The following is a 21,448-nucleotide window of genomic DNA, read 5'->3' as shown; positions in this document are numbered from 1 at the left end:
CTTTGACAAGCGGGCTTTACTTGGCAAAGTTAGCTCAAGCCTTGGGACTGGGACTGCGATTACTCGTCCCACCGAAGACATTTGCGATTACTCGTCCCACCATAAACACCTGCCCGTAGGATAAGGAAAGCTTCCCCGAATAAACATCGCACGAAGAAAATTGATCTTTATTTTCGAGGAAAGCGAAACATCACTCAGCTGCGGGTGTGATCCTCTTAATTAGAGCTAATCACATAACTTGATTTTTTCTTAACTTTTTTATGCAATGTTATTAATAAATACTATATTTTTATGTAATATTACAGGATTATAAATCAAATCGGTTAAATCAAAAACGATTATCGCTAAATCTAGTGTGATTATTCTAATTATCTTCTATAATAAGAGTGAATGATTTTTTAGGAGGAACAATTGTGGTTAAAATTGAAAAGGAAATTTATGAAACAACAATTAATTATATTGATAATAAAGGAACTGGTCGGGCAGAGGTTTGGCGCGATACAGGTCAAATAAATCCAAAGAAACTAAAATTAAATATTCCACAAACAATCCCAGGTGAAAAGGTCAGAGTTACTGTTGAACAACCTGATCGTAGGTGGGCGCGTGTTTTTGCTGATGAAATATTGATAGCATCTCCAGATCGAATTGAACCACAATGTCCACACTTTTCGTTGTGCGGCGGATGTGTTTTCCAACATTGGAATTATAGTGGTCAATTAAAAGAAAAAACAAATCAAGTCCGGAAAAGCTTCGCAGCGCAAGGTTTGGATCAAGAGCTTGTTAATGAAACGATTGGAACCGATTCGCCATGGCGCTATCGAAATAAAATGGAGTTTACATTTGCTCGTGATGGGTCACTTGGATTGCATGAGCAAGGTAATTTCAGAAACGTGATTGATCTTAAAACATGCTTAATTGCGGGTGAAGAGACAGAAACAACGATGTTAGAAGTTTTGGATTGGGCAAAAACTCACCAACTCTCTGGTTATTATAAAGAAAAACATGAGGGGCTCTTGAGACATCTAATGGTACGACAATCGTATGCGACAGGTGAAGTCATGCTCGGATTATTTGCAACAGAACCACCAACTGGAGCGTTAAAAGAAATTGCTGATGATCTTGTCGAACGAATCAGCTCCAAATTTGAGCAAGTTAAGAGTTTAGTTTGGTTTGTTAATAATGATTGGGCAGATCGTACCCAAGCTGAGGAACAATATGTTTTAGCTGGACGTGACTATATTTACGACGAAATGTCTGGCTATCGCTATCGTTTATGGTTTGATACATTCTTTCAGACAAACCCGAGACAAGCTGAACGTTTAGTTGAATTAGCGGTTGAAATGGCAAAACCAAAAGCAACTGAAACAATGATCGATCTCTTCTGTGGTGTCGGTACGTTTTCACTGCCATTTGCCAGCAGAGTTAAAGAATTGATTGGCGTTGAAATCGTTGAAAAGTCAATTGAATCAGCGATCAGAAATGCTGAAGACAACGGTATCGATAACACACACTTTATTACGAGTGATGCACGTCGAGGTTTTGATCAAGTGATCGAGAAGTTTGGTAGTCCAGACTTACTTATGCTTGATCCACCAAGATCAGGAGCAGGTGGAAAAGTGATGCGCCGCATTGGAAGATCCCAGCCTAATCGGATTGTTTATGTTTCATGTAATCCTGAGAGTTTAGCAGTTGATTTAAAAGAATTGCTTCCATTTGGGTATCAAATTGATCAGGTACAACCGGTTGATCTATTTCCGCATACGGCACACGTGGAGACGGTTGTATTGATGTCAAGAGTAGATGAATAATAGTAGTTGAAGTGTTGATAGAATAAGGTTTTCCAGTGATTTTGGAGAATGTCTAAGCTGGGAAATCTTATTCTTGTTTGTGTGGAAATGAAGTGAGAATTGAGCGGTATTGATTTTAATTTCGATATGGTTGTAATTGATGAATTATCTTCCTTTAAATCGCATCAGTCAAAACGGTTTAAAATTTTGATGAAAGTAAGACCTGAAATTAAACGGATGGTTGGTTTAACGGGTACACCTTCATCGAATGGCTTAATGGATTTATGGGCAGAGTATCGGTTGCTTGATATGGGAGAAAGACTAGGAAAATTCATCGGTGGAATTAGAGAATCCTATTTTGACCCCGATAAAAGAAATCAACATATGATTTTTTCGTATAACCAAAAGAAGGAGTGGAAGATGCCATATACGATAAAATATCCGATATTACAATCAGTATGAAGGGGAGAGATTATTTAAAACTTCCCAAACTGATTATGAACGAAGTGCCTGTTCAACTGAACCCTAAGGAAAAAGAAACGTTGGATGTCATGAAGCGAGATTTAATTGCGACTATTGAAGGTGAAAATATAACCGCTTCAAATGCAGCAGCTTATAGGTGGAAGTTACGGGGCATTGCCATTTGGTCATTAGGTCAGGAAGATATGCGAGTATGGGAAGTATTACCAAAACAAATTTAAACAATTCAAGGGTGTCTACAAAATGTAGGCACTCTTTTTATATAGATATTTTTAAAATTGAAGGGGGGAAACTGACTATGAAGGATATATGGAACTGGATACAGATTATCGTTACAGCGCTAGGTGGATTTATTGGTTGGTTTTTAGGAGGTTTAGATGGCTTTTTGTATGCATTGATCATATTGGTTGTTGCTGATTATATCACTGGAGTTATGTGTGCAATTGTTGATAAGGAACCATCCAGTGAGATTGGTTATCGAGGAATCTTTAAAAAAGTGTTAATTTTTATATTGGTAGGTGTTGGACATATGATTGACACTCACTTGATAGGGGATGGCAGCGTTCTAAGAACAGCAGTTATCTTTTTTTATTGTTCAAATGAAGGTATTTCCATGCTAGAAAATGCTTCACACTTGGGTTTACCAATACCTGAGAAGTTGAAAAATGCACTTGCTCAGTTAAACAATAAGGGAGGAAATGAAGAATGAAATTAAAACAATTATTTTTAACGAAGAATGAATGCTACAAAGCTGGAAGGAAAATCACACCAAAGGGAATTATGGTTCATAGCACAGGGGCAAACAATCCAAACTTAAAACGTTACGTTAGTCCAGATGATGGTTTGTTAGGAAAGAATCCATATAATAATCACTGGAACCAGCCACGTCCAGATGGCAGACAAGTGTGTGTTCATGCTTTTATCGGAAAGTTAAAAGACGGATCGATTGCAACTTACCAAACATTACCTTGGAATCATCGTGGATGGCATGCGGGCGGTGATGCGAATAATACACATATTGGCTTTGAAATCTGTGAAGATAATTTAACCGACAAAACTTACTTTAATAAAGTTTATAAAGAAGCGGTGGAACTTGCTGCTTATCTTTGTAGGCAATACAAACTGACGGAGAAAAATATCATCGGCCATTATGAGGGCTATCAGAAGAAAATAGCTAGTAATCATGGCGACCCTCGTCATTGGTTTTCAAAACATGGTAAGTCAATGGATACGTTTAGAGCTGATGTGAAGAAAGAATTAGCGAAAGGTACATCAACATCTAAACCATCAACTGGTGGAAAGAAACTATATCGTGTGCAGATTGGTGCGTATAGTGTGAAAAAGAACGCAGATAAGCAGTTAGAAAAAGCAAAGAAAGCTGGGTTTAAAGATGCGTTTGTGAAGTATGAATAAATAAAAACAACCGAAGAGTAGTTAAACTCTTCGGTTGTAACTTAAATGACTATTTGTTCTTCCACAATCGCGCCCGCTAGTGGAATAAAAGATGCCTTAATAATTATTGATTTTCATAAGGCCATACTTACAATTTTATTTACCCACTTTAAATCCTCTTCAATTTCCAATAATTCACAAAGAGAACTATGGAGATTCTTAAATTCAAGAACGATACTTTTCATAACATTTATAATTTCTTCCGTATTTCTTCCACATTCCCAACTTTTGAGTAGTGACTTTTGCCATTCTCTCAATTCACTTCGATCATCTTCGTATTTAGCCCAATCACCAAACGTATTGGGTTGTATTCCTAAATGCATGTACCAAGCAGTTACTATTGATAAGCGTAATTTATCAATACAATCCAAAGCATAATAATACTCTTGTCTCATTGCTCTTCTATATGCCTCATGCAAATATGCAAAGAATTTTGTTCTCCAATTATCAAATTCATCTACCGATGGTTTATAACTAAGAACCATTGACTGCTTTAATATATCAGTCATTAAACCTTCATTGTCCTTTATTATTTTTATATTTTTCAACCATGTAGATGGTTGAATATCATCTGGACTAAAATAAAAGATATCTACTTTAACAAAACAATCATAGTGAGCAATAGTATAAATTGAATAAGGGTCTAAATTCTCATAATAAAGGACATTGCCCCAGTTTTTAGCACGATTTTTCTTATTTAAAACGTATTCTTTTATTTTGTTAGGTTTGATGACTATTCTAAGATCAATATCTGAATAGACATCTGTGTTCTTATTCCCAACAGATCCACCATAAAAAAATGCAAGGACATTATCATCACTTGATAAATCATTTTCAATTGCGTCTAATAATTTTTCACGTTTATTTGGTAATTTTAAATCTCTTGCTCTATGTCTACTTACAAATCCCACACATTTAAAATACCCTCCCTTAACATAATATTTGTTCTGTAAAATTTTTTGTTTTTATTACACAATCTGGCCCGTTTGTTGAATAATCTACTTTCATTATATCTAGAACTTCAATTACATATCAACTATTAATCAACATATTACAGAAATAAGGGTTCGAATTCCCACTTTTTTTCGCATATAGGTAGAAGACTATTTAGGAGGAAAACGATATGCGAATGACACAACTCTCACCTAATCATCAAACACCAAACCATACACCATCAAAACAAACCAAGGAACAACTTCAAAATGAACTTAATTTTCATCTTGCTGAAAAAATGCTTATAAAACTTCGTGAAGAAAGACTCATTTCTCAAGAAGAATTCAATCAAATAAGCAAATTAAATCGTCAAAAATTCAATCCTTTATTAGGTCCGTTAATGTGCGATAAACCTTGATATAACAGTGTTATAACGGTAATGTATCACGTACAAGAAGGGGGTGGAGTTGATGAGAAAGATAACAATGCTTGATGTGACAACATCTTCAGCAATAAAACCGAAACAAAAGGTTGCTGCCTATATACGTGTATCAACATCAAATGAGGATCAACTTATTAGTTTAGAAGCACAAAGACGACACTACAAAACTTTGATTGAAACAAATGAAGAATGGCGGCTCGTTGATATTTACAGTGATGAAGGTATCACAGGGACGAAAAAGGATAGACGACCTGAACTGCTTCGCTTAATATCCGACTGTGAAAAAGGAAGGATTGATTTCATTTTAACTAAATCCATTAGTAGATTTGCGAGAAACACAATTGACTGCTTGGAGTTAGTCAGAAAATTAATGGACTTAGGTGTGCAGATTTATTTTGAAAAGGAAAATATCAATACAAGCTCAATGGAAAGTGAACTTATGCTTTCAATCTTAAGTAGCCTTGCAGAAAATGAATCAGTGTCGCTTTCAGAAAACAGTAAGTGGTCGATTAGGCAACGATTCAAACGTGGAACGTACAAATTATCGTATCCGCCTTACGGTTACGATTATATCGATGAACAGGTTGTTGTAAATGAAGATCAAGCACAGGTCGTCAAGCGAATATTCAATAGTGTACTTGAAGGAGTGGGAACTGAACGCATTGCTAGGCAGCTAAACGAAGAAAGAGTTCCAACAAAACGAAATGGTAATTGGACAGGCACTACGATACGTGGAATAGTAAAGAACGAAAAATACACGGGAGATGTGCTACTTCAAAAAACTTTTACCGATAAGCATTTCAATCGAAAAGTAAATCAAGGTGAACTGGATCAATACTTAATTGAAAATCATCATGAAGCAATCATCACACATACTGATTTTGAAGCGGCTAATCAGATGCTCGAATACCAAGCAAGTCAGAAGAATGTAGCAGTCGGAAGTAGAAAATATTTAAATCGCTATCCTTTTTCAGGAAAGATTAAATGTGCGGAATGTGGCGATACATTTAAAAGAAGAATTCATACTTCAACCCATAAAAAATATATCGCCTGGTGCTGTTCAACACATATCAAAAATAAAGATAGATGCTCCATGCTTTTTATAAGAGAAGAACGAATTCATCAAGCCTTTATTACGATGATGAATAAACTTATATTTGCTCGTAAAGAAATACTGCATCCGCTATTTGAAACAATGAAAAATGGCTTTAAACAGGATATAGAAGAGCAACTCGATAATATTGAACTGCAATTGACCGAGTGCTATGCAAAGAGTCAAATGTTGAAAAAGCTAATGGATGATAAGTTTTTAGAACAGAAATTGTATGAAGAACAACGGGCGAAGATGGACAACCAAATTAATGAGTTGTTGGAGAATAAAGAACGGTTGCTACGACTTATTCGCAACGAAGAAGAACAAGTCTACGAACTGAAAAGACTGATGAGTTTCACCGATAAACAGCAGGAAGTTGCATCATTTGAAGAGACGATATTTAACGAATATATTGAAAAGGTTTATATAGACTCGTCAACAAAAATAGGTTTTTTATTAAAAAGTGGCTTGTTGCTAAAGGAAGAGGTGAATAGGTGATGGCACATACACCATTTGGCTATCAAATTGAAAACGGTAAAGTAGTCATAAATAAAGAAGAGCTGAAACAACTGCAGCATCTTTTTCAAGCGTATTTATCAGGATTGTCATTAGCAAATGCCGCTAAGGAAGCGGGAATAAAGAGAAATCATGGCGGTATTACCCGAATATTAACGGATGAAAGATACTTAGGAACGGATATTTTTCCTATCTTAATATCAAAAGAATTATTTGAAAAAGTGAAGATAGAAAGATATAAACGGGCAAAAAAATTAGGTAGACTAAATAAAAAACAAGAAGAAACCCCGTTTGAAATTCCCACATTCACTATACCAACTATCGATATCAAACATGACAACCCATATAAACAAGCAGAATATGTTTACAGTTTAATAGAAAGTGTGGTGACTTAGAGTATGGAAAGTTCAAGAAATGTTACAGTTATTCCTGAGAGACCAAGAAGAACGAGGGAAGTAAGTGATAAGCAAAAATTAAGGGTAGCTGCTTATTGCCGAGTATCAACTGACAGTGATGAACAGGCAACGAGTTATGAAGTGCAAATCGAACATTACACGTCATACATTCAAGCTAATCCCGAGTGGAAACTTGCAGGGGTTTATGCAGACGATGGCATTACAGGAACGAACACGAAAATGCGGGAACAGTTCAATAAAATGATAGCTGATTGTATGGATGGAAAAATCGATCTGATCATTACAAAGTCCATCAGCCGATTTGCAAGGAACACGTTAGATTGCTTGAAATATATAAGAAAGCTGAAAGAACGAGATATACCCGTATTCTTTGAAAAAGAAAATATCAATTCAATGGATGCGAAAGGGGAAGTGATGCTTACCATTATGGCATCACTTGCTCAGCAAGAGAGTCAGTCATTAAGTCGAAACGTAAAACTTGGTATTCAATATCGATATCAACAAGGTGAAGTGCAAGTAAACCATAATCGATTCCTTGGCTATACAAAAGATGAAAATAAACGCTTAGTCATTGTGCCAGAAGAGGCAGAAATCATCAAGCGTATTTACCGAGAATACTTGGAAGGGTCTAGCTTAAATAAAATCGCAAAAGGACTTGAAGCGGACGGTATATTGACGGGTGCAGGAAGAAAAAAATGGTACAGCAGTTCACTTCATAAAATATTAACGAATGAAAAATATATGGGAGATGCACTTCTTCAAAAAACATATACCGTTGATTTTTTATCGAAAAAGCGAGTGAACAACGATGGTGTTGTTCCGCAATACTATGTGGAAAATAACCACGAAGCCATCATACCAAAACATCTCTTCATACTCGTGCAAGAAGAATTGAAAAAACGAAAAATCGCTCATATTAGCAAAAATGGACAAAGACGAAATTACAGTAGCAACCACAGTTTGGCTCAAATTGTATTTTGTGAAAACTGTGGGGAGATATTTAGAAGAGTCCATTGGAATAACCGAGGGAAGAGGTCAATCGTTTGGCGATGCGTCAGCAGACTTGAAAATACAGGAGTATTTTGTGATGCGCGAACAGTTAGAGAAGATGATTTAAAACAAGCCGTTATCCAAGCGATCAATGAACTGTTTAAAAATCGGAGCAATTTCCTCAAAGTCTTAGAACAAAATATTGCCCAAACATTATCAAGTCACTTACACGATAAACTGATGAAAGTTGAAAAAGAACTAGAAACGTTGCAGCATTCTTTAATCGACCTAGCGAATTCAAACAAAGATTCTAATGACGTTGTCGATAATATTTACAAACGAAGGGAAGAGAAACAACAACTTCAACTAGAGATTGCGGAACAGGATAATGGAAGAGAACGATTGAATGAAATTGCAGAATTATTAAAAAAGCAAACATGTGAATTAGAAACGTATGATGAACAACTAATGAGGCGAATGATTGAAAAGATTACTGTTCATCCTGAAAAGTTGGAGATAGAATTTAAGTCTGAAATGGCTGTTGAAGTTGAAATATAATATTTCATTCAAAAAACGACTTATACAATCGACATAGTGATAATTGTATAGGTCGTTTTTATATTGTGAAACTAAAGAAATGCATGCAGTGACCGATATATATAGTAAATAAACTTAAACGAGAGAAGAATTATTCAAGATGAAAAAGAAAATGTCTATCATTATAATGTCTTTTGTGATTTGTCTAACAATGGCATAACCAGTGGATACTGCGTCAAATTATTTTACTGGTAGTACAGGCACAATGAACTCACTGTTTGGAAATCCATCTGCTTCAAGGAACATTTCATCGGGATCAATTCCAGGGAATGCATCAGTATCAAGTGTTAAAGTGAATGTTAATGTTAGTTCTGGAAGTGATTCGTTTTATCTTTACGTTAAACACCCAAGTGGTTATTCGGCCTCGCGCTTGGTAGGTAGTACCTCACTATCGTTTACTGAATTTAATGGATTAGATCCTTATGGTACTTGGCAAGTATATATTGTTACAACTAGAACGGTTTCAACTGCAACCGCACGAATGACAGTAGATTATACGTATTAACAAATAATGATAGAGCATTAGTTATGAATAAGAAAATCATAAATAAAAGGGAGTCTGATTAATATGCGTATTGGTGGTCAATACTTATCTATGTGGATTAAGACAATGCAACAAGCAGATAAAATATCTAATCTACAAAATCAACAGGAAACTTTTGATCCGAGTAAGTTCATTGAACCGGGAATGGATATTACTGGACGGAGCGACTGGAAAAAGATAGTTGAAGTTTCAGATGATATAAAAGAAAAGGTTATCGAGCAGACAAGAAAGAATTTTATAAATGGATTTGGTATGGTAAACGAAAAAAGTGAATCATTTAATGAACTCATAAAAAAACATGCGCAGACTTTACCTGTAGATGAACGGGCATCAACTATGTGGACATTAACGCAAATAAAGACAGCAGAGGCGCAAAAGTTAGTCGATATTGTGAGGGAAAACAATCCAATTTGGAAACATGGAGAACCATTTGATCCAAATATTTTTGATGAATATTTTTCAAGTCCAGGATTTGATAAAAGAGTATAAGGTTTTCTTGTTGAAGATCGTAATAGGATGAACAAGATGACTTTAAGCCTTGGCATATAACAAAATTTATTGACTATTCCCACGAACGTACATCTTTAGTCGACATGTTCCCGCAGACGTACTCACCTAAAAAAAACCTAGACATCAAGCTTGGTAACTCGTCCCATGTGGAGTGTGTGGTATTACTGAAAAGAGAATTGTATAAACAAAATAAATCCTTGTAAGAACCGCCATTTCAGAAGAATATTATTTTGTTCTTAACGAGTGATAATAAAGCGTTGAATTAGGGAAATCCTTTTATATCAGGGATTTCCTATTGTTTTTTACCAAAAGTTTATTTTCGCTATTAATATAGATTTGTTAAATACTCATTACTTATATACTTATGCCACATGATTCATTTCAGCGTACATTCACTGCAGGACTTTACGCGGAGAGACGGCATGATCACCTTTTATGGCAGGCCAGTATACTTTTAAGCCAACTAGATCCACGCTAAGTCACGTAGTTTAATATAAAGAATCATCAAAAAACAAACTGAAAAACTTAATATTTATGTTTCGAAAACATTGATTTAAACCCAAAAACTCACAAACCTAGCATAGAATAGTTATTTTCTATGCTAGGTTACTTTTCACCAAATAATTGGTAACCTGTGTTTAGCGAGTTATATAAAAAACACATCGCACTTATTTGTTAAATGCTTAATTTAACAAAATATAAACTTGACAATAATTTCGTGGTATGTATAATGGTATTCAAATGTTAAATGTGATTTTTAAACTTAAAAAGCAGGTAGGTGGTGTTACGTGAGGTTAGGTGAAATTAGTCAAATCGAGTCTGGTTTAATTTTATCACGAAAGCGGGCGAGAAGTGAGCTTGAACTAGAAAAGAAGTATAAAATACTAAGTTTAAACAATATTGAAGCACATGGTGATTTTAATGAGGCAGATCTTGAACTTTTTCCTAGTAATGAAATTTTAGATGATCATTATTTTACGCAAGTAGGGGAAATTCTTCTACGGTTAAATGAACCGTTTACGTCTGTTTGTATTCAAGAACATCAAGCTGGCGTTTTGATTCCATCTTATTTTGTATCAATTGAAATTACACACACGGGATATTTACCAGAGTATGTTAGTTGGTACTTAAATACGAGTAATGTGAGGCGAGAGTTTTTCCGATCACAATCTGGAACACTTACTCCAAACATTAATCAGAAAATCATTCGCAGGCTTCAAATACCAAAGTTATCATTAACAGATCAAGAAAACATTACTCAATTACACAAGCTATATTTAAGAGAGCGTCGATTACTGAATGATCTTATTGAACAGAAAGATCAATACTATCAAGTGATCACAAGTGAAATTATTAAAGAGAAGATGAGGGATTATTAATGGGAAAGACTACACAAGATACGATTAATCGAGTTCTTTGGAGTGCTGCTGATACATTTAGAGGGAAAATTGATTCGAGCACATATAAAGATTACATCCTTGTCATGTTATTCGTGAAATATATGAGTGACGTACATAAAGAGAGATTAGAAGTTTACCAGGAAAAATATGATGGGAATGATGAACGAATTCAGAGAGCAATGAATCGTGAGCGATTCGTGTTAGATGAACAATCAACGTTTGATTATTTATATAGTGAGCGAACTAATCCAGAAATCGGTGTGATTATCAATAAAGCACTAGGTAATATTGAAGACACGAACGCAACAAAATTACGCGGGGTATTTCGTAATATTGATTTTAATAGTGAAGCTGTTTTAGGTTCAACACGAGAGCGAAACACTATTCTAAGAAACGTTTTGGAAGACTTCAATCGTCTCGACCTTCGCCCATCTATGATTGAAGATGAAGATATTATTGGAAATGCTTATCAGTATATGATTGAGCAGTTTGCTTCTGATGCAGGTAAAAAAGGCGGAGAATTTTTTACTCCCCCTATGTTATCTGAACTATTAGCACAACTTGTAGAACCAGAAGAGAACGACCGAATTTATGACCCGACGTGTGGTTCAGGTTCGTTATTAATCCGTGTTGTTGATAAAGTAAAGGATCGTAAAGTTGCAATATATGGCCAGGAACGAAATGGGCAAACCCATTCTCTCGCGAAAATGAATATGTTTTTAAACAATATTGATGACGCGAATATCGGATGGGGAGATACTATTGCAAACCCTCTTCATTTAGATGATCAGGGGAACTTAATGAAATTCCAACGAATTGTTGCGAATCCGCCATTTTCATTGGCGAAATGGGCAGAAGGTTTTGCTGGCGAAGGTGAAGATCGCTTCCGCATGTCACCAGAGCTTGATCCATATCGTCGTTTTGACTGGGGAATAGCTCCTGCAAGTCGTGGAGATATGGCATTTGTTCAGCATATGTTAGCATCACTTGCTGAGGGTGGAACAATGGTTACCATTTTACCTCATGGTGTTTTATTTAGGGGAGCAGCAGAGAAGCAAATTCGAGAACAGTTTATTAAGTTAAATTACTTACATGCAGTCATCGGGGTACCAGAAGCACTATTTTATGGAGTAGGTATTCCAGCAACTGTTTTAGTGTTTAAAAAGGGACGTACACAAAAAGATGTGTTATTCATCGATGCTTCAGCTGAAGAGTATTTTGAAAAAGGTTCCAATCAAAACTTCTTACGCAAAGAAGATGTTGATCGAATTGTTGAAACATATAACAACTATGAAACAATCGATAAATTTTCTTATGTCGCAACATTTAAAGAAATCGAGGAGAATGACTTTAACCTAAACATTCCGCGCTATGTAGACACATTTGAGGAAGAAGATCCGGTTGATATGGAACAAGTAGCGACAAACATAAAAGATATTCAAGCAGAATTGAAAGAAGTAGAAAGTCAGATGGAGAAGTATTTGAAAGAGTTGGGGCTTTAACAATAAGGGGGGAGCACTCATGTCAAATATAGATTCGTATAACGAGCGGGTGTTTGAGGAATATCGTCATGTCAATGACTATGGTGAAGATTATTGGTATGCCAGGGATTTGCAAGAAATTTTACAGTATAGTAAATGGGAGAATTTTTCAAGGGTAATTGACAAAGCTAAAGAAGCTTGTGAAAACAGTGGCCATAACGTTTTAGACCATTTTCCTGAGGTCAGGAAAATGGTTGAATTGGGTTCAGGAGCTGTTCGTGGAATTAATGATATGATGTTATCTCGGTATGCTTGCTATCTAATTGTCCAAAATGCGGATCCCAAAAAAGAAGTTGTTGCTTTAGGCCAAACATATTTCGCAGTTCAAACCCGTAAGCAAGAGCTACAGGATGAATTTCAGTCATTAGATGAAGATCAAAAGCGGTTAGCAATAAGAAATGAATTAAAGGAACATAATAAATCCTTGGCTGAAGCGGCACAAAATGCAGGTGTTGAAACACCTTATGACTATGCAGTTTTTCAAAACCATGGTTACCAAGGTTTATATGGTGGGATGGGGGCCAAACAGATTCATCAACGAAAAAAGCTAAGAAAGAGCCAGCAAATTCTTGATCATATGGGAAGTACCGAATTAGCCGCCAATTTATTTAGAGCTACGCAAACAGATGAAAAATTACGGCGTGATCGCATAAAAGGAAAAACAAAAGCGAATCGAACACATTATGAAGTTGGAGCAAAAGTTCGACAAACAATTGAAGACCTTGGTGGTACCATGCCCGAGAATTTGCCTACACCTGAAAAAAGTATTAAACAGTTAGAAAAAAAAGAACCAAAAAGAATCGATGAGTAAAAAAGAGATTAATGTAATGATTTCTGAACGGAGGGATTCACTTGTCGGGAAGTTTAATCCGTTTGTTTTTAGTCGATGGAAATCCAAAAGGACTTAGAACGGTGGAAATATCTAACATGACGATATATACAACAATATTTCCAAGGACAAAATTAAAAGAGTTTTTAGAAAGAAATGAATCAAAGAAGCCAGGTTGTTATATTTTACTTGGAAATAACATCGAAAATCCAGACAAATTAATGGTCTATGTTGGTGAAGGAGAGTCAGTTGATTTGAGGCTCAAAAGTCATTCGCGTGGTGGAAAACAGAAGGATTTTTGGGATGAGGCGATTGTATTTACTTCTAAAGACGACTACATAACGAAAACGCAAATCCAATATCTTGAATCTGAAATACACAAGCTGATTACCCAGGCGGATAAAGCAGAACTGGAAAATAACCAAATACCTTCTACACCTAATCTGTCGGAGGTCGACACAGCGGAAATGAAGCATTTTCTAAGTGCGATCAGATTAATTATGTCATCAGTCGGGATCGATATTCTGGAGCCAAAACGCATTGAGTCAATGGCAAAAAAGGAATCTGAAGAAGATGTGATTTATGAGTTTGGTGTATATAATGCACAAGCTCAAATGAAAATTGAAGATGATAAATATATCGTACTCAAAGGATCAACAGCGGTTATTGAGGATCGACCTTCTGCATTGCCAGCTATCAAAAAGATGAGAAGCTCATTGGTTGAAAGTGGAGTATTAAAAGAAATGAGTCATGAAGGCCTTTATGAATTTACGGATGATTATATTTTCAATAGTCCAAGTTACGCGGCTGCGGCTATAGCTGGAGGAACGGAAAATGGACGCAGACAATGGAAGCATAACGGCAAAAGTTTAAATGAGATGGAGTTAAGGGAGCTAGAATAATGATTATATATTTTGAGGTGGAGGTGTAAAGCATGTCGAATGATTCTCAGTTTCTCATGTACCAAACAGAAGATGGCGAAACGAAGATTAATGTGCGCTTGGAAGATGAAACAGTGTGGATGACACAGAGAGCGATGGCAGATCTATATCAAAAAAGAATACCGACAATAAATGAACATATAAAAAACATCTATCAAGAGCGCGAGTTGGATGAGACGGCAACTATTAGGAAAAACCTAATAGTTCAAACTGAAGGGACTCGTCAAGTCGAACGCGAAGTAGCCTTTTACAATCTCGAAATGATTCTTGCTGTTGGTTATCGTGTTCGTTCTCATCGTGGAACACAGTTTCGAAAGTGGGCGACAGAGCGATTGAATGAGTATCTTGTCAAAGGTTTTACAATGGATGATGAACGATTAAAGGAAGTTCAGAATCTTGGAAGCGATTATTTTGATGAACTTTTAAGACGTATTCGTGATATACGATCATCAGAAAAACGTTTCTACAAACAGATCACTGATATTTACGCCACGTCAGTTGATTATGATCCTAATGTTCCAATGACAAAGGAGTTTTTCGCAACTGTACAAAACAAGCTCCACTTTGCTATTCACGGGCATACAGCTCCCGAATTAATCAAGTTACGGGCTGATGCCTCAAAAGAAAACATGGGATTGACCTCATGGAAAGGTGACAAAGTTCGGAAAGAAGATGTTACCATAGCAAAAAATTACTTAACAGATACAGAATTAGATGAATTAAATCGAATCGTCACCATGTACCTAGACTATGCAGAATTACAAGCTAAAAGACATGAAGCCATGTATATGAAAGACTGGATCGAACGATTAGATGCATTTTTGCAATTTAATGAACATGAAATCCTTCAAAATGCTGGAAAAGTACGCAGGGAAGTAGCTGATAAATTAGCAACAGATCAGTATGAAATTTTTCATCAAGAGCGACTTGAATATTCGGAGAAAGACGATTTTGATGAGTTTATAGAACAGAAGAGGTTGAAGTAAACATATTTTGCATGGGAGAAAGTGGGGGAGCACTATTGAATCAAGAAATAAAGGATAGGATTGAGCAGATTAGACAGGAGATTATTCCGGCAGGTTATAAACAATACAGGAACGATATCTTTCCTTCAGATTGGGAAGTAAAGCAGCTAAAAGACATAGCTCCATTACAGAGAGGGTTCGATCTGCCGGCATCAAAGGTGAATATTGGGGATACTCCCGTTTGCTATTCCAATGGGATTTCTAGATATCACAACGAATATAAAGTTGAGGGACCAGGAGTTGTGACTGGAAGATCAGGGACAATTGGTAATGTTTTTTATATTACGGACAACTTTTGGCCACACAATACAACTTTATGGGTAACAGACTTTAAGAGGAATGTAGAAAAGTTTGTATACTACTTATATAAATATATAAAACTTGAAAGATTTCATGCAGGCACAGGCGTTCCTACTTTAAATAGGAATGATGTCCATATGCATAAAATACCAATACCAAATAAAGTAGATGAACAACAAAAAATAGCAGATATATTATCAACATGGGATCGGGCGATTGAATTAAAAGAATCCCTTATTAAAGAAAAAGAAGAACAGAAAAAAGGGTTGATGCAAGAACTACTTACACCAGTCAATTCAAATCAGTGGTTTAAATTAAAGTTAAGGGATTTAGGTAAGACTTATAATGGTTTAACCGGAAAAACACGTAAGGATTTTGGAACAGGGAAAAAATTTATCACTTTTAAAAATATATTTGATAATTCTAAATTGAATTTAAATGTTTTTGATAGGGTGTTACTCAAAGAAGGGGAAAAACAAAATATGATAAAGTATGGTGATGTATTTTTTACAACATCTTCAGAGACCCCTCATGAGGTAGGAATGAGTTCAGTCCTTTTAGACGAAATAGAAGAAGATATTTATCTGAACAGTTTTTGTTTCGGCTTTAGATTAAGCAGTTTTGAAGAGGTTTTACCCGAGTTTTTAAGGTACTGTTTAAGAGGAGATAGCTTTAGATATGAAATGATGCGGCTTGCTCAGGGCTCTACAAGATTTAATTTATCTAAAACAGAATTCTTAAAAACAACACTTGAGGTTCCAAGTATTTCACAACAACATCGTATCGCTAAAATTCTATCAACCGCAGACCAAGAAATAGACCTACTCAAACGAGAAGTTGCAAAACTAAAAGAACAGAAAAAAGGTCTGATGCAGTTATTGTTAACAGGAATTGTCCGGGTAAAGGAGGCTGTAACTAGTGGGTAAAAATCTATATCATGAACGTCCTTCAAGCCAAGTCCCTGCATTAGAGTTGCTACAAAAAATTGGTTATGAGTATATATCACCAAATGAAGCAACTGCTATGCGTGGCAACTTTTACAATCCGATTTTAACGGCTGTTTTAAAAGAACAACTTACTAAAATAAATCGCTATGAGTATAAAGGCGAATATCACTCCTTCTCTGAAGGAAACCTTGATAAAGCATTGAGTGATATTGATGTTCCACTAACAGATGGTCTTGTAAACACGAATGAGAAAATTTATGATTTACTTATGCTTGGAAAAAGTTATGAAGAATTTACACCTGACGGTAATCGCCGGTCGTTCAATATTAATTATATTGATTGGGTGAATCCAGAAAATAATGTGTTTCATGTGACAGATGAATTTCAAGTTGAACGGGAAGATGGGATCGAACATATCTTTCCAGATATTGTTCTATTTATCAATGGCATTCCAATCGGTGTGATTGAAAATAAACGACCAGCAATTCCACTGAATCAAGCAGTAAGTCAAATGATTCGTAATCAAAAACAAAATTATGCGCCACATTTGTTTAAGTTTGTTCAGCTCGTCATGGCAACAAATAGAAATGAAGCAAGCTATGCGACATGTGGGACACCTTCTAAATTTTGGGCGGTTTGGAGGGAAGAAGAAATTGACTGGCTATCAAACATTTTAAATGATGCGATTCAAACGAGAGAAATAGCTAAACAAGATCAAGATATTGTTTCATTATTTCATCCGGATAGAATACTAGAGTTTATGCAGTATTTTATTGTGTTTGATAGTAACGTAAAAAAGGTCGCACGTTATCAGCAATTTTTTGGTGTCAAAGAAATTGTAAACCGGATTGAAGAACGGGACGAAAATGGGAATCGAAAATCTGGTGTGATTTGGCATACGCAAGGTAGTGGGAAGTCGCTCACAATGGTTATGTTTGCGAAATATATATTTTCAGCCTTACGTGGTGCACATCCGAAAGTTGTTATTGTTACAGACCGTGTTGATTTAGATCATCAAATTTACCAAACGTTTCAGCATACGAGTTTACGGCCGAATCAGGCAAGTACAGGTAGGCATTTAGTTGATTTAATTAATGATAATGTAGCTGATATTATTACAACAATTGTAAATAAATTTGAAACAGCGGCAGATTATCAGGAACCAATTTTATCACAAGATATTTTTGTGTTAGTTGATGAGTCACACCGAACACAATATGGTAAGTTCCATAATAAAATGAGGAAAGTTTTCCCTAACGCATCATATTTAGGCTTTACAGGAACACCACTTATGAAAAAAGAGAAGAACACAATGATGAAATTCGGTGATCTTATTCATACGTATACGATCGCTGACGCGGTGCGAGATGAAACCATTTTACCGTTATTTTATGAAGGATTAATGGTCGAACAAGAAGTGAATGACGAAATTATTGACCGTAACTTAGAAATGTTAACAAGAGGACTCTCAGAAGAACAAAAACAAGATGTGAAACAACGATGGAGTACGTTGACAAGAGTCGCATCATCCCAAAAGCGGATTCAGTTAATTACGATGTGGATTATTGAACATTATAATAAAACACTAGCTGGAACTGAGCTTAATGCAATGTTGGCGACAAGTAGTAAAGCAGATGCAATTCGTTATTTAAAGATGTTTGAGTTTTATGATGAGCTTGAAGCAAGAGTCATCATTTCCCCACCTGACACGAGAGAAGGTCATGATGATCCGACAAAAGAAACGTCAGATATCGTTCAAAAATATTGGGATCGAATGATGGCACGATATGGGGATGAAGGACGTTATGAAACATCGATCAAAGATCAGTTTATTCATGGAGACTTTGATATTTTAATTGTTGTTGACAAATTACTCACAGGTTTTGATGCACCAAGAGCAGCAGTGCTTTATGTTGATAAACCGTTGAAAGAGCATAATTTATTACAAGCAATTGCTCGAGTGAACAGATTATATGATAAGAAAGATCGTGGTTTAATCATTGATTTCAGAGGACTTTTAACAGAATTAAATAACGCAATGAACGTTTATTCTGGTAGTGGACTGGAACAATTTGATCCCAAAGACTTAGAGGGAACACTGTATGATTCGATGGAAATTATCGGGGAACTGAGGCAAAATTATAGTAATCTTGTTGATATTTTCAAAGCTGTTCATAATACTGAAGACAGTGGTGCATATGAGGTTATTCTAGCGGATCAACGGATAAGGGACGATTTTTATGCAAAGTTAAATAAAGTAGAAACGTCATTAAAATTTGCGATCAGCTCATCGAATCTGTATAACGCGATGGAAGATGAAATTAAAGATATTGAGCGTAATGTGAAGTTTTATAAGGAATTAAGAAAATCTGTTCGAATTCGGTATGGTGATTCAGTGGACTTGTCCGAGTTAGATCCAAAAATGCAACAACTTATCGATAGCGATATTACAAGCCATGACGTAAGCCGAATCACAAAGCAAGTGAATTTAACAGATAAAAATGAACTATTACGAGAAGTTGAAATGCTTGAAGGAGAAGCTTCACGAGCTGATGCTATTCGCAGTCGCATCAGCCGAAGTATTAGTAATAATTATGGGAAAGACCCTGCATATTATAAAAAGTTTTCCGAGATGATTGAAGAAACGTTTAATAAATACAAGGAAAAGCGAATTAGTGAGAAAGAGTATCTCGAAGCAATGTATAAGCATGCCGATGAGTATGAAGAAGAGGATATCGTTGGCTATCCCGATGATATTAAACGTAACCCACATGCTCAAGCGTTTTACGGAAGTCTTCATGATGTACTTACAGAGGAACGGGCAAAGTATGAGACAAATAAAGACGTAGCGATGAAAGATATTTTAGGAAAAGTATCCCTTGATATCGAAAAAGCAATTGAAGAGCAAGTAAAAGTCGATTGGCACAATAATCAAGACGTGAGAAACAGTATGGAACAAGCAATTGAAGATGTACTATTTGAATACAAGGAAAAGTATAATCTTGAACTAGACTGGGATACAATTGATAAACTGAATCGAAATATGCAAGAAATTGCAAGACAGAGGTTTTAATGATGATGTTAACTGTACAATATGGTGATCAGCCAGTTACATTTGAGTTAATTCGAAAAGACGTAAAGCATATAAACCTCACAGTTCAGCCAGATCAACATATATTCGTTTCGGCGAATGATGAAGTGGACATTGAGGAAATAAAGGCTTTTGTTAAGTCAAAAGGTCGCTGGATCTTATCGAAGTTAAACTATTTTAAACGTACTGCACCATATAAGAAAATTCCACGTGAATATGTAACGGGTGAAACATTCAGGTATTTAGGCAGACAGTATAGGTTAAAAGTGTATGAGACAGTTGCAGAAGAATATGTTCGTTACTATCGTGGAACGATTGAAATGTATGTAAAAGTTGTAGAAGATTTTCATGGGAAAGAGCAATTAATGATCGAGTGGTACGAACAAAGACAAGAGATTGTTTTTCAAGAGTCTTTAAGCCGTATGCATGAACTTGTAAGAATATATGACATAGCACGCCCACAATTAGAGACGAGAAAAATGAAATTAAGGTGGGGCAGTTATTTACCGCGAGGGAACAAGATTATCTTGAACAAAGACCTTATCATCGCTCCTAGATTTTGTATCGATTATGTCATCTTACACGAACTACTTCATTTCAAATATCCTGATCATGACTTCAACTTCTTCAATCTGCTTCAACTATTGATGCCAGATTGGAAGGAACGGAAAAGGATATTGGATGAGGAAGTGGCAAGGAAGGTTTAGATTTGTTTTAAAGTAGAAAATTTATTAACAACATGAGAGGACCCCGATGAAGAGTATGAGTTTCGTTGGGGTTTTTGTCTATAAAATCAAGAAGATCAAAATGAATAACGTGTATGAGCTTTGGACAAGTAAAATATAGAGTAAAGGTTTTGGGAAAACTATGTTGTTTTGTGTAAATTGGAAATCACTTATGGAGGTTGATCAAATGCAAGTTACTGTTAATTCAACATCTGCTGATACGGCGGAGGGTAAAGATATTGTTTTAAGAGAAACTAGAACTACTAGGTTACTCTTCAGGCCGATGATCGTTAATAATGATCAGAATGAAGAGGCATCAGTTAGGGGTTGGTTTTTATTCCAGAGGAAAAGACCCGGTGATCTATGGGAAGATTATCAAGAGTATGACGCAACTAAATTAAAAGCAGACGAATTCTTCAAGCTTGAAATTAAAGCAGAAGAAATGTTGACCCTTATGACGGAATTAGATATGTACTATAAGGTTTATGAAGATTATGGAATTCAGTGGGGATATAATACTTATTCAAAAAAAAGATATCCTCACAGAAAGAATAGCAGCAATATTAAAGGAAGATGATCCTTTATTGGATGCCATTCTGGATGATGACAAGAATCAGCTTCTAACAAAAACTTTAAAATGGATGGGAAGCACGAAAAATTCTGATCAAATCATTGCTAAATTACTTGAAATACAAGCGGATGAACTTGACCAATTAAATAATGTTGTAGGAATAGCTAATCTAAAAAAACTGTTAGTTATTTGGGATGAAAATAAGAATAATAATAATGAACAATTTTGGCAAAAAACATTTAATGAACCTAGATTATTCATAGCCCAATCATAAAACCTGAATAAACCGCATCAAATCAATTAAAAATAACCAATCAA

Annotated in this window: 22 protein-coding genes; 21 read left to right on the top strand and 1 reads right to left on the bottom strand. The window is 35.6% G+C overall.

The window, feature by feature from the left end; genetic code table 11:
* The first annotated feature begins 413 nt into the window (after positions 1 to 413).
* The 5 genes from rlmD (at position 414) to ABD814_RS00910 (ending at position 3,680) form a co-directional block, all read left to right on the top strand.
* Positions 414 to 1,808 (top strand): 23S rRNA (uracil(1939)-C(5))-methyltransferase RlmD, encoded by a 1,395-nt coding sequence (gene rlmD / locus ABD814_RS00930; RefSeq protein ID WP_344909513.1) that lies wholly within the window; start codon positions 414 to 416, stop codon positions 1,806 to 1,808.
* A 126-nt stretch (positions 1,809 to 1,934) separates the two neighbouring features.
* Entirely contained in the window at positions 1,935 to 2,249 is a 315-nt protein-coding gene (locus tag ABD814_RS00925) for a DEAD/DEAH box helicase family protein (RefSeq protein ID WP_344909517.1), read from the top strand.
* The gene (locus tag ABD814_RS00920; protein WP_344909511.1) at positions 2,246 to 2,488 is read left to right on the top strand and encodes a hypothetical protein; all 243 of its coding nucleotides are present in this window, start codon (positions 2,246 to 2,248) and stop codon (positions 2,486 to 2,488) included. Before ABD814_RS00925 ends, ABD814_RS00920 begins: the two co-directional genes overlap by 4 nt.
* A gap of 77 nt (positions 2,489 to 2,565) precedes the next feature.
* Positions 2,566 to 2,976, top strand: a complete 411-nt coding sequence (locus ABD814_RS00915) for a phage holin family protein (protein WP_344909509.1) — start codon at positions 2,566 to 2,568, stop codon at positions 2,974 to 2,976.
* The gene (locus ABD814_RS00910) at positions 2,973 to 3,680 is read left to right on the top strand and encodes an N-acetylmuramoyl-L-alanine amidase (protein ID WP_344909507.1); all 708 of its coding nucleotides are present in this window, start codon (positions 2,973 to 2,975) and stop codon (positions 3,678 to 3,680) included. Before ABD814_RS00915 ends, ABD814_RS00910 begins: the two co-directional genes overlap by 4 nt.
* Before the next feature lie 113 nt (positions 3,681 to 3,793).
* Here ABD814_RS00910 and ABD814_RS00905 read toward each other — a convergent pair whose 3' ends face one another.
* Positions 3,794 to 4,630 carry an aminoglycoside 6-adenylyltransferase gene (locus ABD814_RS00905; RefSeq protein WP_344909505.1) on the bottom strand — a complete coding sequence of 279 codons (837 nt, stop codon included), beginning with the start codon at positions 4,628 to 4,630 and terminating at the stop codon, positions 3,794 to 3,796.
* A gap of 212 nt (positions 4,631 to 4,842) precedes the next feature.
* Here ABD814_RS00905 and ABD814_RS00900 point away from each other — a divergent pair, with 212 nt between their 5' ends.
* The 16 genes from ABD814_RS00900 (at position 4,843) to ABD814_RS00825 (ending at position 21,404) form a co-directional block, all read left to right on the top strand.
* Positions 4,843 to 5,070: an SHOCT domain-containing protein gene (locus ABD814_RS00900; RefSeq protein ID WP_344909503.1), complete on the top strand. Its 228-nt coding sequence runs from the start codon at positions 4,843 to 4,845 to the stop codon at positions 5,068 to 5,070.
* Positions 5,071 to 5,122: 52 nt separating this feature from the next.
* Positions 5,123 to 6,685 carry a recombinase family protein gene (locus ABD814_RS00895; protein ID WP_344909501.1) on the top strand — a complete coding sequence of 521 codons (1,563 nt, stop codon included), beginning with the start codon at positions 5,123 to 5,125 and terminating at the stop codon, positions 6,683 to 6,685.
* Positions 6,685 to 7,098 (top strand): serine integrase family protein, encoded by a 414-nt coding sequence (locus ABD814_RS00890; RefSeq protein WP_344909515.1) that lies wholly within the window; start codon positions 6,685 to 6,687, stop codon positions 7,096 to 7,098. Before ABD814_RS00895 ends, ABD814_RS00890 begins: the two co-directional genes overlap by 1 nt.
* A gap of 3 nt (positions 7,099 to 7,101) precedes the next feature.
* The gene (locus tag ABD814_RS00885; RefSeq protein ID WP_344909499.1) at positions 7,102 to 8,667 is read left to right on the top strand and encodes a recombinase family protein; all 1,566 of its coding nucleotides are present in this window, start codon (positions 7,102 to 7,104) and stop codon (positions 8,665 to 8,667) included.
* 202 nt (positions 8,668 to 8,869) lie between these two features.
* Complete coding sequence (locus tag ABD814_RS00880; protein ID WP_344909498.1) at positions 8,870 to 9,211, top strand: hypothetical protein; 342 nt, start codon at positions 8,870 to 8,872, stop codon at positions 9,209 to 9,211.
* Between the two features lie 63 nt (positions 9,212 to 9,274).
* A complete protein-coding gene (locus tag ABD814_RS00875; RefSeq protein WP_344909496.1) occupies positions 9,275 to 9,739 on the top strand; it encodes a DUF3879 family protein in 465 nt (154 codons plus the stop codon).
* Between the two features lie 809 nt (positions 9,740 to 10,548).
* On the top strand, positions 10,549 to 11,139 hold the full coding sequence (locus ABD814_RS00870; RefSeq protein WP_344909494.1) for a restriction endonuclease subunit S: 591 nt from the start codon (positions 10,549 to 10,551) through the stop codon (positions 11,137 to 11,139).
* Complete coding sequence (locus ABD814_RS00865; protein WP_344909492.1) at positions 11,139 to 12,662, top strand: type I restriction-modification system subunit M; 1,524 nt, start codon at positions 11,139 to 11,141, stop codon at positions 12,660 to 12,662. The genes ABD814_RS00870 and ABD814_RS00865 overlap by 1 nt, the downstream gene beginning before the upstream one ends.
* Positions 12,663 to 12,681: 19 nt before the next feature.
* Positions 12,682 to 13,512 carry a DNA damage-inducible protein D gene (gene dinD / locus ABD814_RS00860; protein ID WP_344909490.1) on the top strand — a complete coding sequence of 277 codons (831 nt, stop codon included), beginning with the start codon at positions 12,682 to 12,684 and terminating at the stop codon, positions 13,510 to 13,512.
* 41 nt (positions 13,513 to 13,553) lie between these two features.
* A complete protein-coding gene (locus tag ABD814_RS00855; protein ID WP_344909488.1) occupies positions 13,554 to 14,432 on the top strand; it encodes a GIY-YIG nuclease family protein in 879 nt (292 codons plus the stop codon).
* A gap of 32 nt (positions 14,433 to 14,464) precedes the next feature.
* Positions 14,465 to 15,457 carry a virulence RhuM family protein gene (locus tag ABD814_RS00850; protein WP_344909486.1) on the top strand — a complete coding sequence of 331 codons (993 nt, stop codon included), beginning with the start codon at positions 14,465 to 14,467 and terminating at the stop codon, positions 15,455 to 15,457.
* Between the two features lie 35 nt (positions 15,458 to 15,492).
* Entirely contained in the window at positions 15,493 to 16,722 is a 1,230-nt protein-coding gene (locus ABD814_RS00845; RefSeq protein ID WP_344909484.1) for a restriction endonuclease subunit S, read from the top strand.
* Positions 16,715 to 19,816 carry a type I restriction endonuclease subunit R gene (locus ABD814_RS00840; RefSeq protein WP_344909482.1) on the top strand — a complete coding sequence of 1,034 codons (3,102 nt, stop codon included), beginning with the start codon at positions 16,715 to 16,717 and terminating at the stop codon, positions 19,814 to 19,816. Before ABD814_RS00845 ends, ABD814_RS00840 begins: the two co-directional genes overlap by 8 nt.
* 2 nt (positions 19,817 to 19,818) lie before the next feature.
* Complete coding sequence (locus ABD814_RS00835; protein WP_344909480.1) at positions 19,819 to 20,541, top strand: M48 family metallopeptidase; 723 nt, start codon at positions 19,819 to 19,821, stop codon at positions 20,539 to 20,541.
* A 205-nt stretch (positions 20,542 to 20,746) separates the two neighbouring features.
* Positions 20,747 to 21,136: a hypothetical protein gene (locus tag ABD814_RS00830; protein WP_344909478.1), complete on the top strand. Its 390-nt coding sequence runs from the start codon at positions 20,747 to 20,749 to the stop codon at positions 21,134 to 21,136.
* Positions 21,137 to 21,143: 7 nt separating this feature from the next.
* Positions 21,144 to 21,404 (top strand): hypothetical protein, encoded by a 261-nt coding sequence (locus ABD814_RS00825; protein ID WP_344909476.1) that lies wholly within the window; start codon positions 21,144 to 21,146, stop codon positions 21,402 to 21,404.
* The last annotated feature ends 44 nt before the right edge of the window (positions 21,405 to 21,448 follow it).

Origin of the sequence: Amphibacillus indicireducens (assembly GCF_039539605.1) — a bacterium.
Classification (GTDB): domain Bacteria; phylum Bacillota; class Bacilli; order Bacillales; family Amphibacillaceae; genus Amphibacillus; species Amphibacillus indicireducens.
The sequence above is the reverse complement of the archived record's forward strand: the minus strand, read 5'-3'. Positions and strand labels throughout refer to the sequence as shown.

Excerpts from the sequence above, each read along its gene's own strand:
- ABD814_RS00890 (WP_344909515.1), top strand. The coding sequence starts at position 6,685 with ATGGCACATACACCATTTGGCTATCAAATTGAAAACGGTAAAGTAGTC.
- ABD814_RS00850 (WP_344909486.1), top strand. The coding sequence starts at position 14,465 with ATGTCGAATGATTCTCAGTTTCTCATGTACCAAACAGAAGATGGCGAA.
- ABD814_RS00920 (WP_344909511.1), top strand. The coding sequence starts at position 2,246 with ATGAAGGGGAGAGATTATTTAAAACTTCCCAAACTGATTATGAACGAA.
- ABD814_RS00865 (WP_344909492.1), top strand. The coding sequence starts at position 11,139 with ATGGGAAAGACTACACAAGATACGATTAATCGAGTTCTTTGGAGTGCT.
- ABD814_RS00830 (WP_344909478.1), top strand. The coding sequence starts at position 20,747 with ATGCAAGTTACTGTTAATTCAACATCTGCTGATACGGCGGAGGGTAAA.
- ABD814_RS00875 (WP_344909496.1), top strand. The coding sequence starts at position 9,275 with ATGCGTATTGGTGGTCAATACTTATCTATGTGGATTAAGACAATGCAA.
- ABD814_RS00835 (WP_344909480.1), top strand. The coding sequence starts at position 19,819 with ATGATGTTAACTGTACAATATGGTGATCAGCCAGTTACATTTGAGTTA.
- dinD (WP_344909490.1), top strand. The coding sequence starts at position 12,682 with ATGTCAAATATAGATTCGTATAACGAGCGGGTGTTTGAGGAATATCGT.
- ABD814_RS00885 (WP_344909499.1), top strand. The coding sequence starts at position 7,102 with ATGGAAAGTTCAAGAAATGTTACAGTTATTCCTGAGAGACCAAGAAGA.
- ABD814_RS00910 (WP_344909507.1), top strand. The coding sequence starts at position 2,973 with ATGAAATTAAAACAATTATTTTTAACGAAGAATGAATGCTACAAAGCT.
- ABD814_RS00900 (WP_344909503.1), top strand. The coding sequence starts at position 4,843 with ATGCGAATGACACAACTCTCACCTAATCATCAAACACCAAACCATACA.
- ABD814_RS00915 (WP_344909509.1), top strand. The coding sequence starts at position 2,566 with ATGAAGGATATATGGAACTGGATACAGATTATCGTTACAGCGCTAGGT.
- ABD814_RS00895 (WP_344909501.1), top strand. The coding sequence starts at position 5,123 with ATGAGAAAGATAACAATGCTTGATGTGACAACATCTTCAGCAATAAAA.
- ABD814_RS00925 (WP_344909517.1), top strand. The coding sequence starts at position 1,935 with ATGGTTGTAATTGATGAATTATCTTCCTTTAAATCGCATCAGTCAAAA.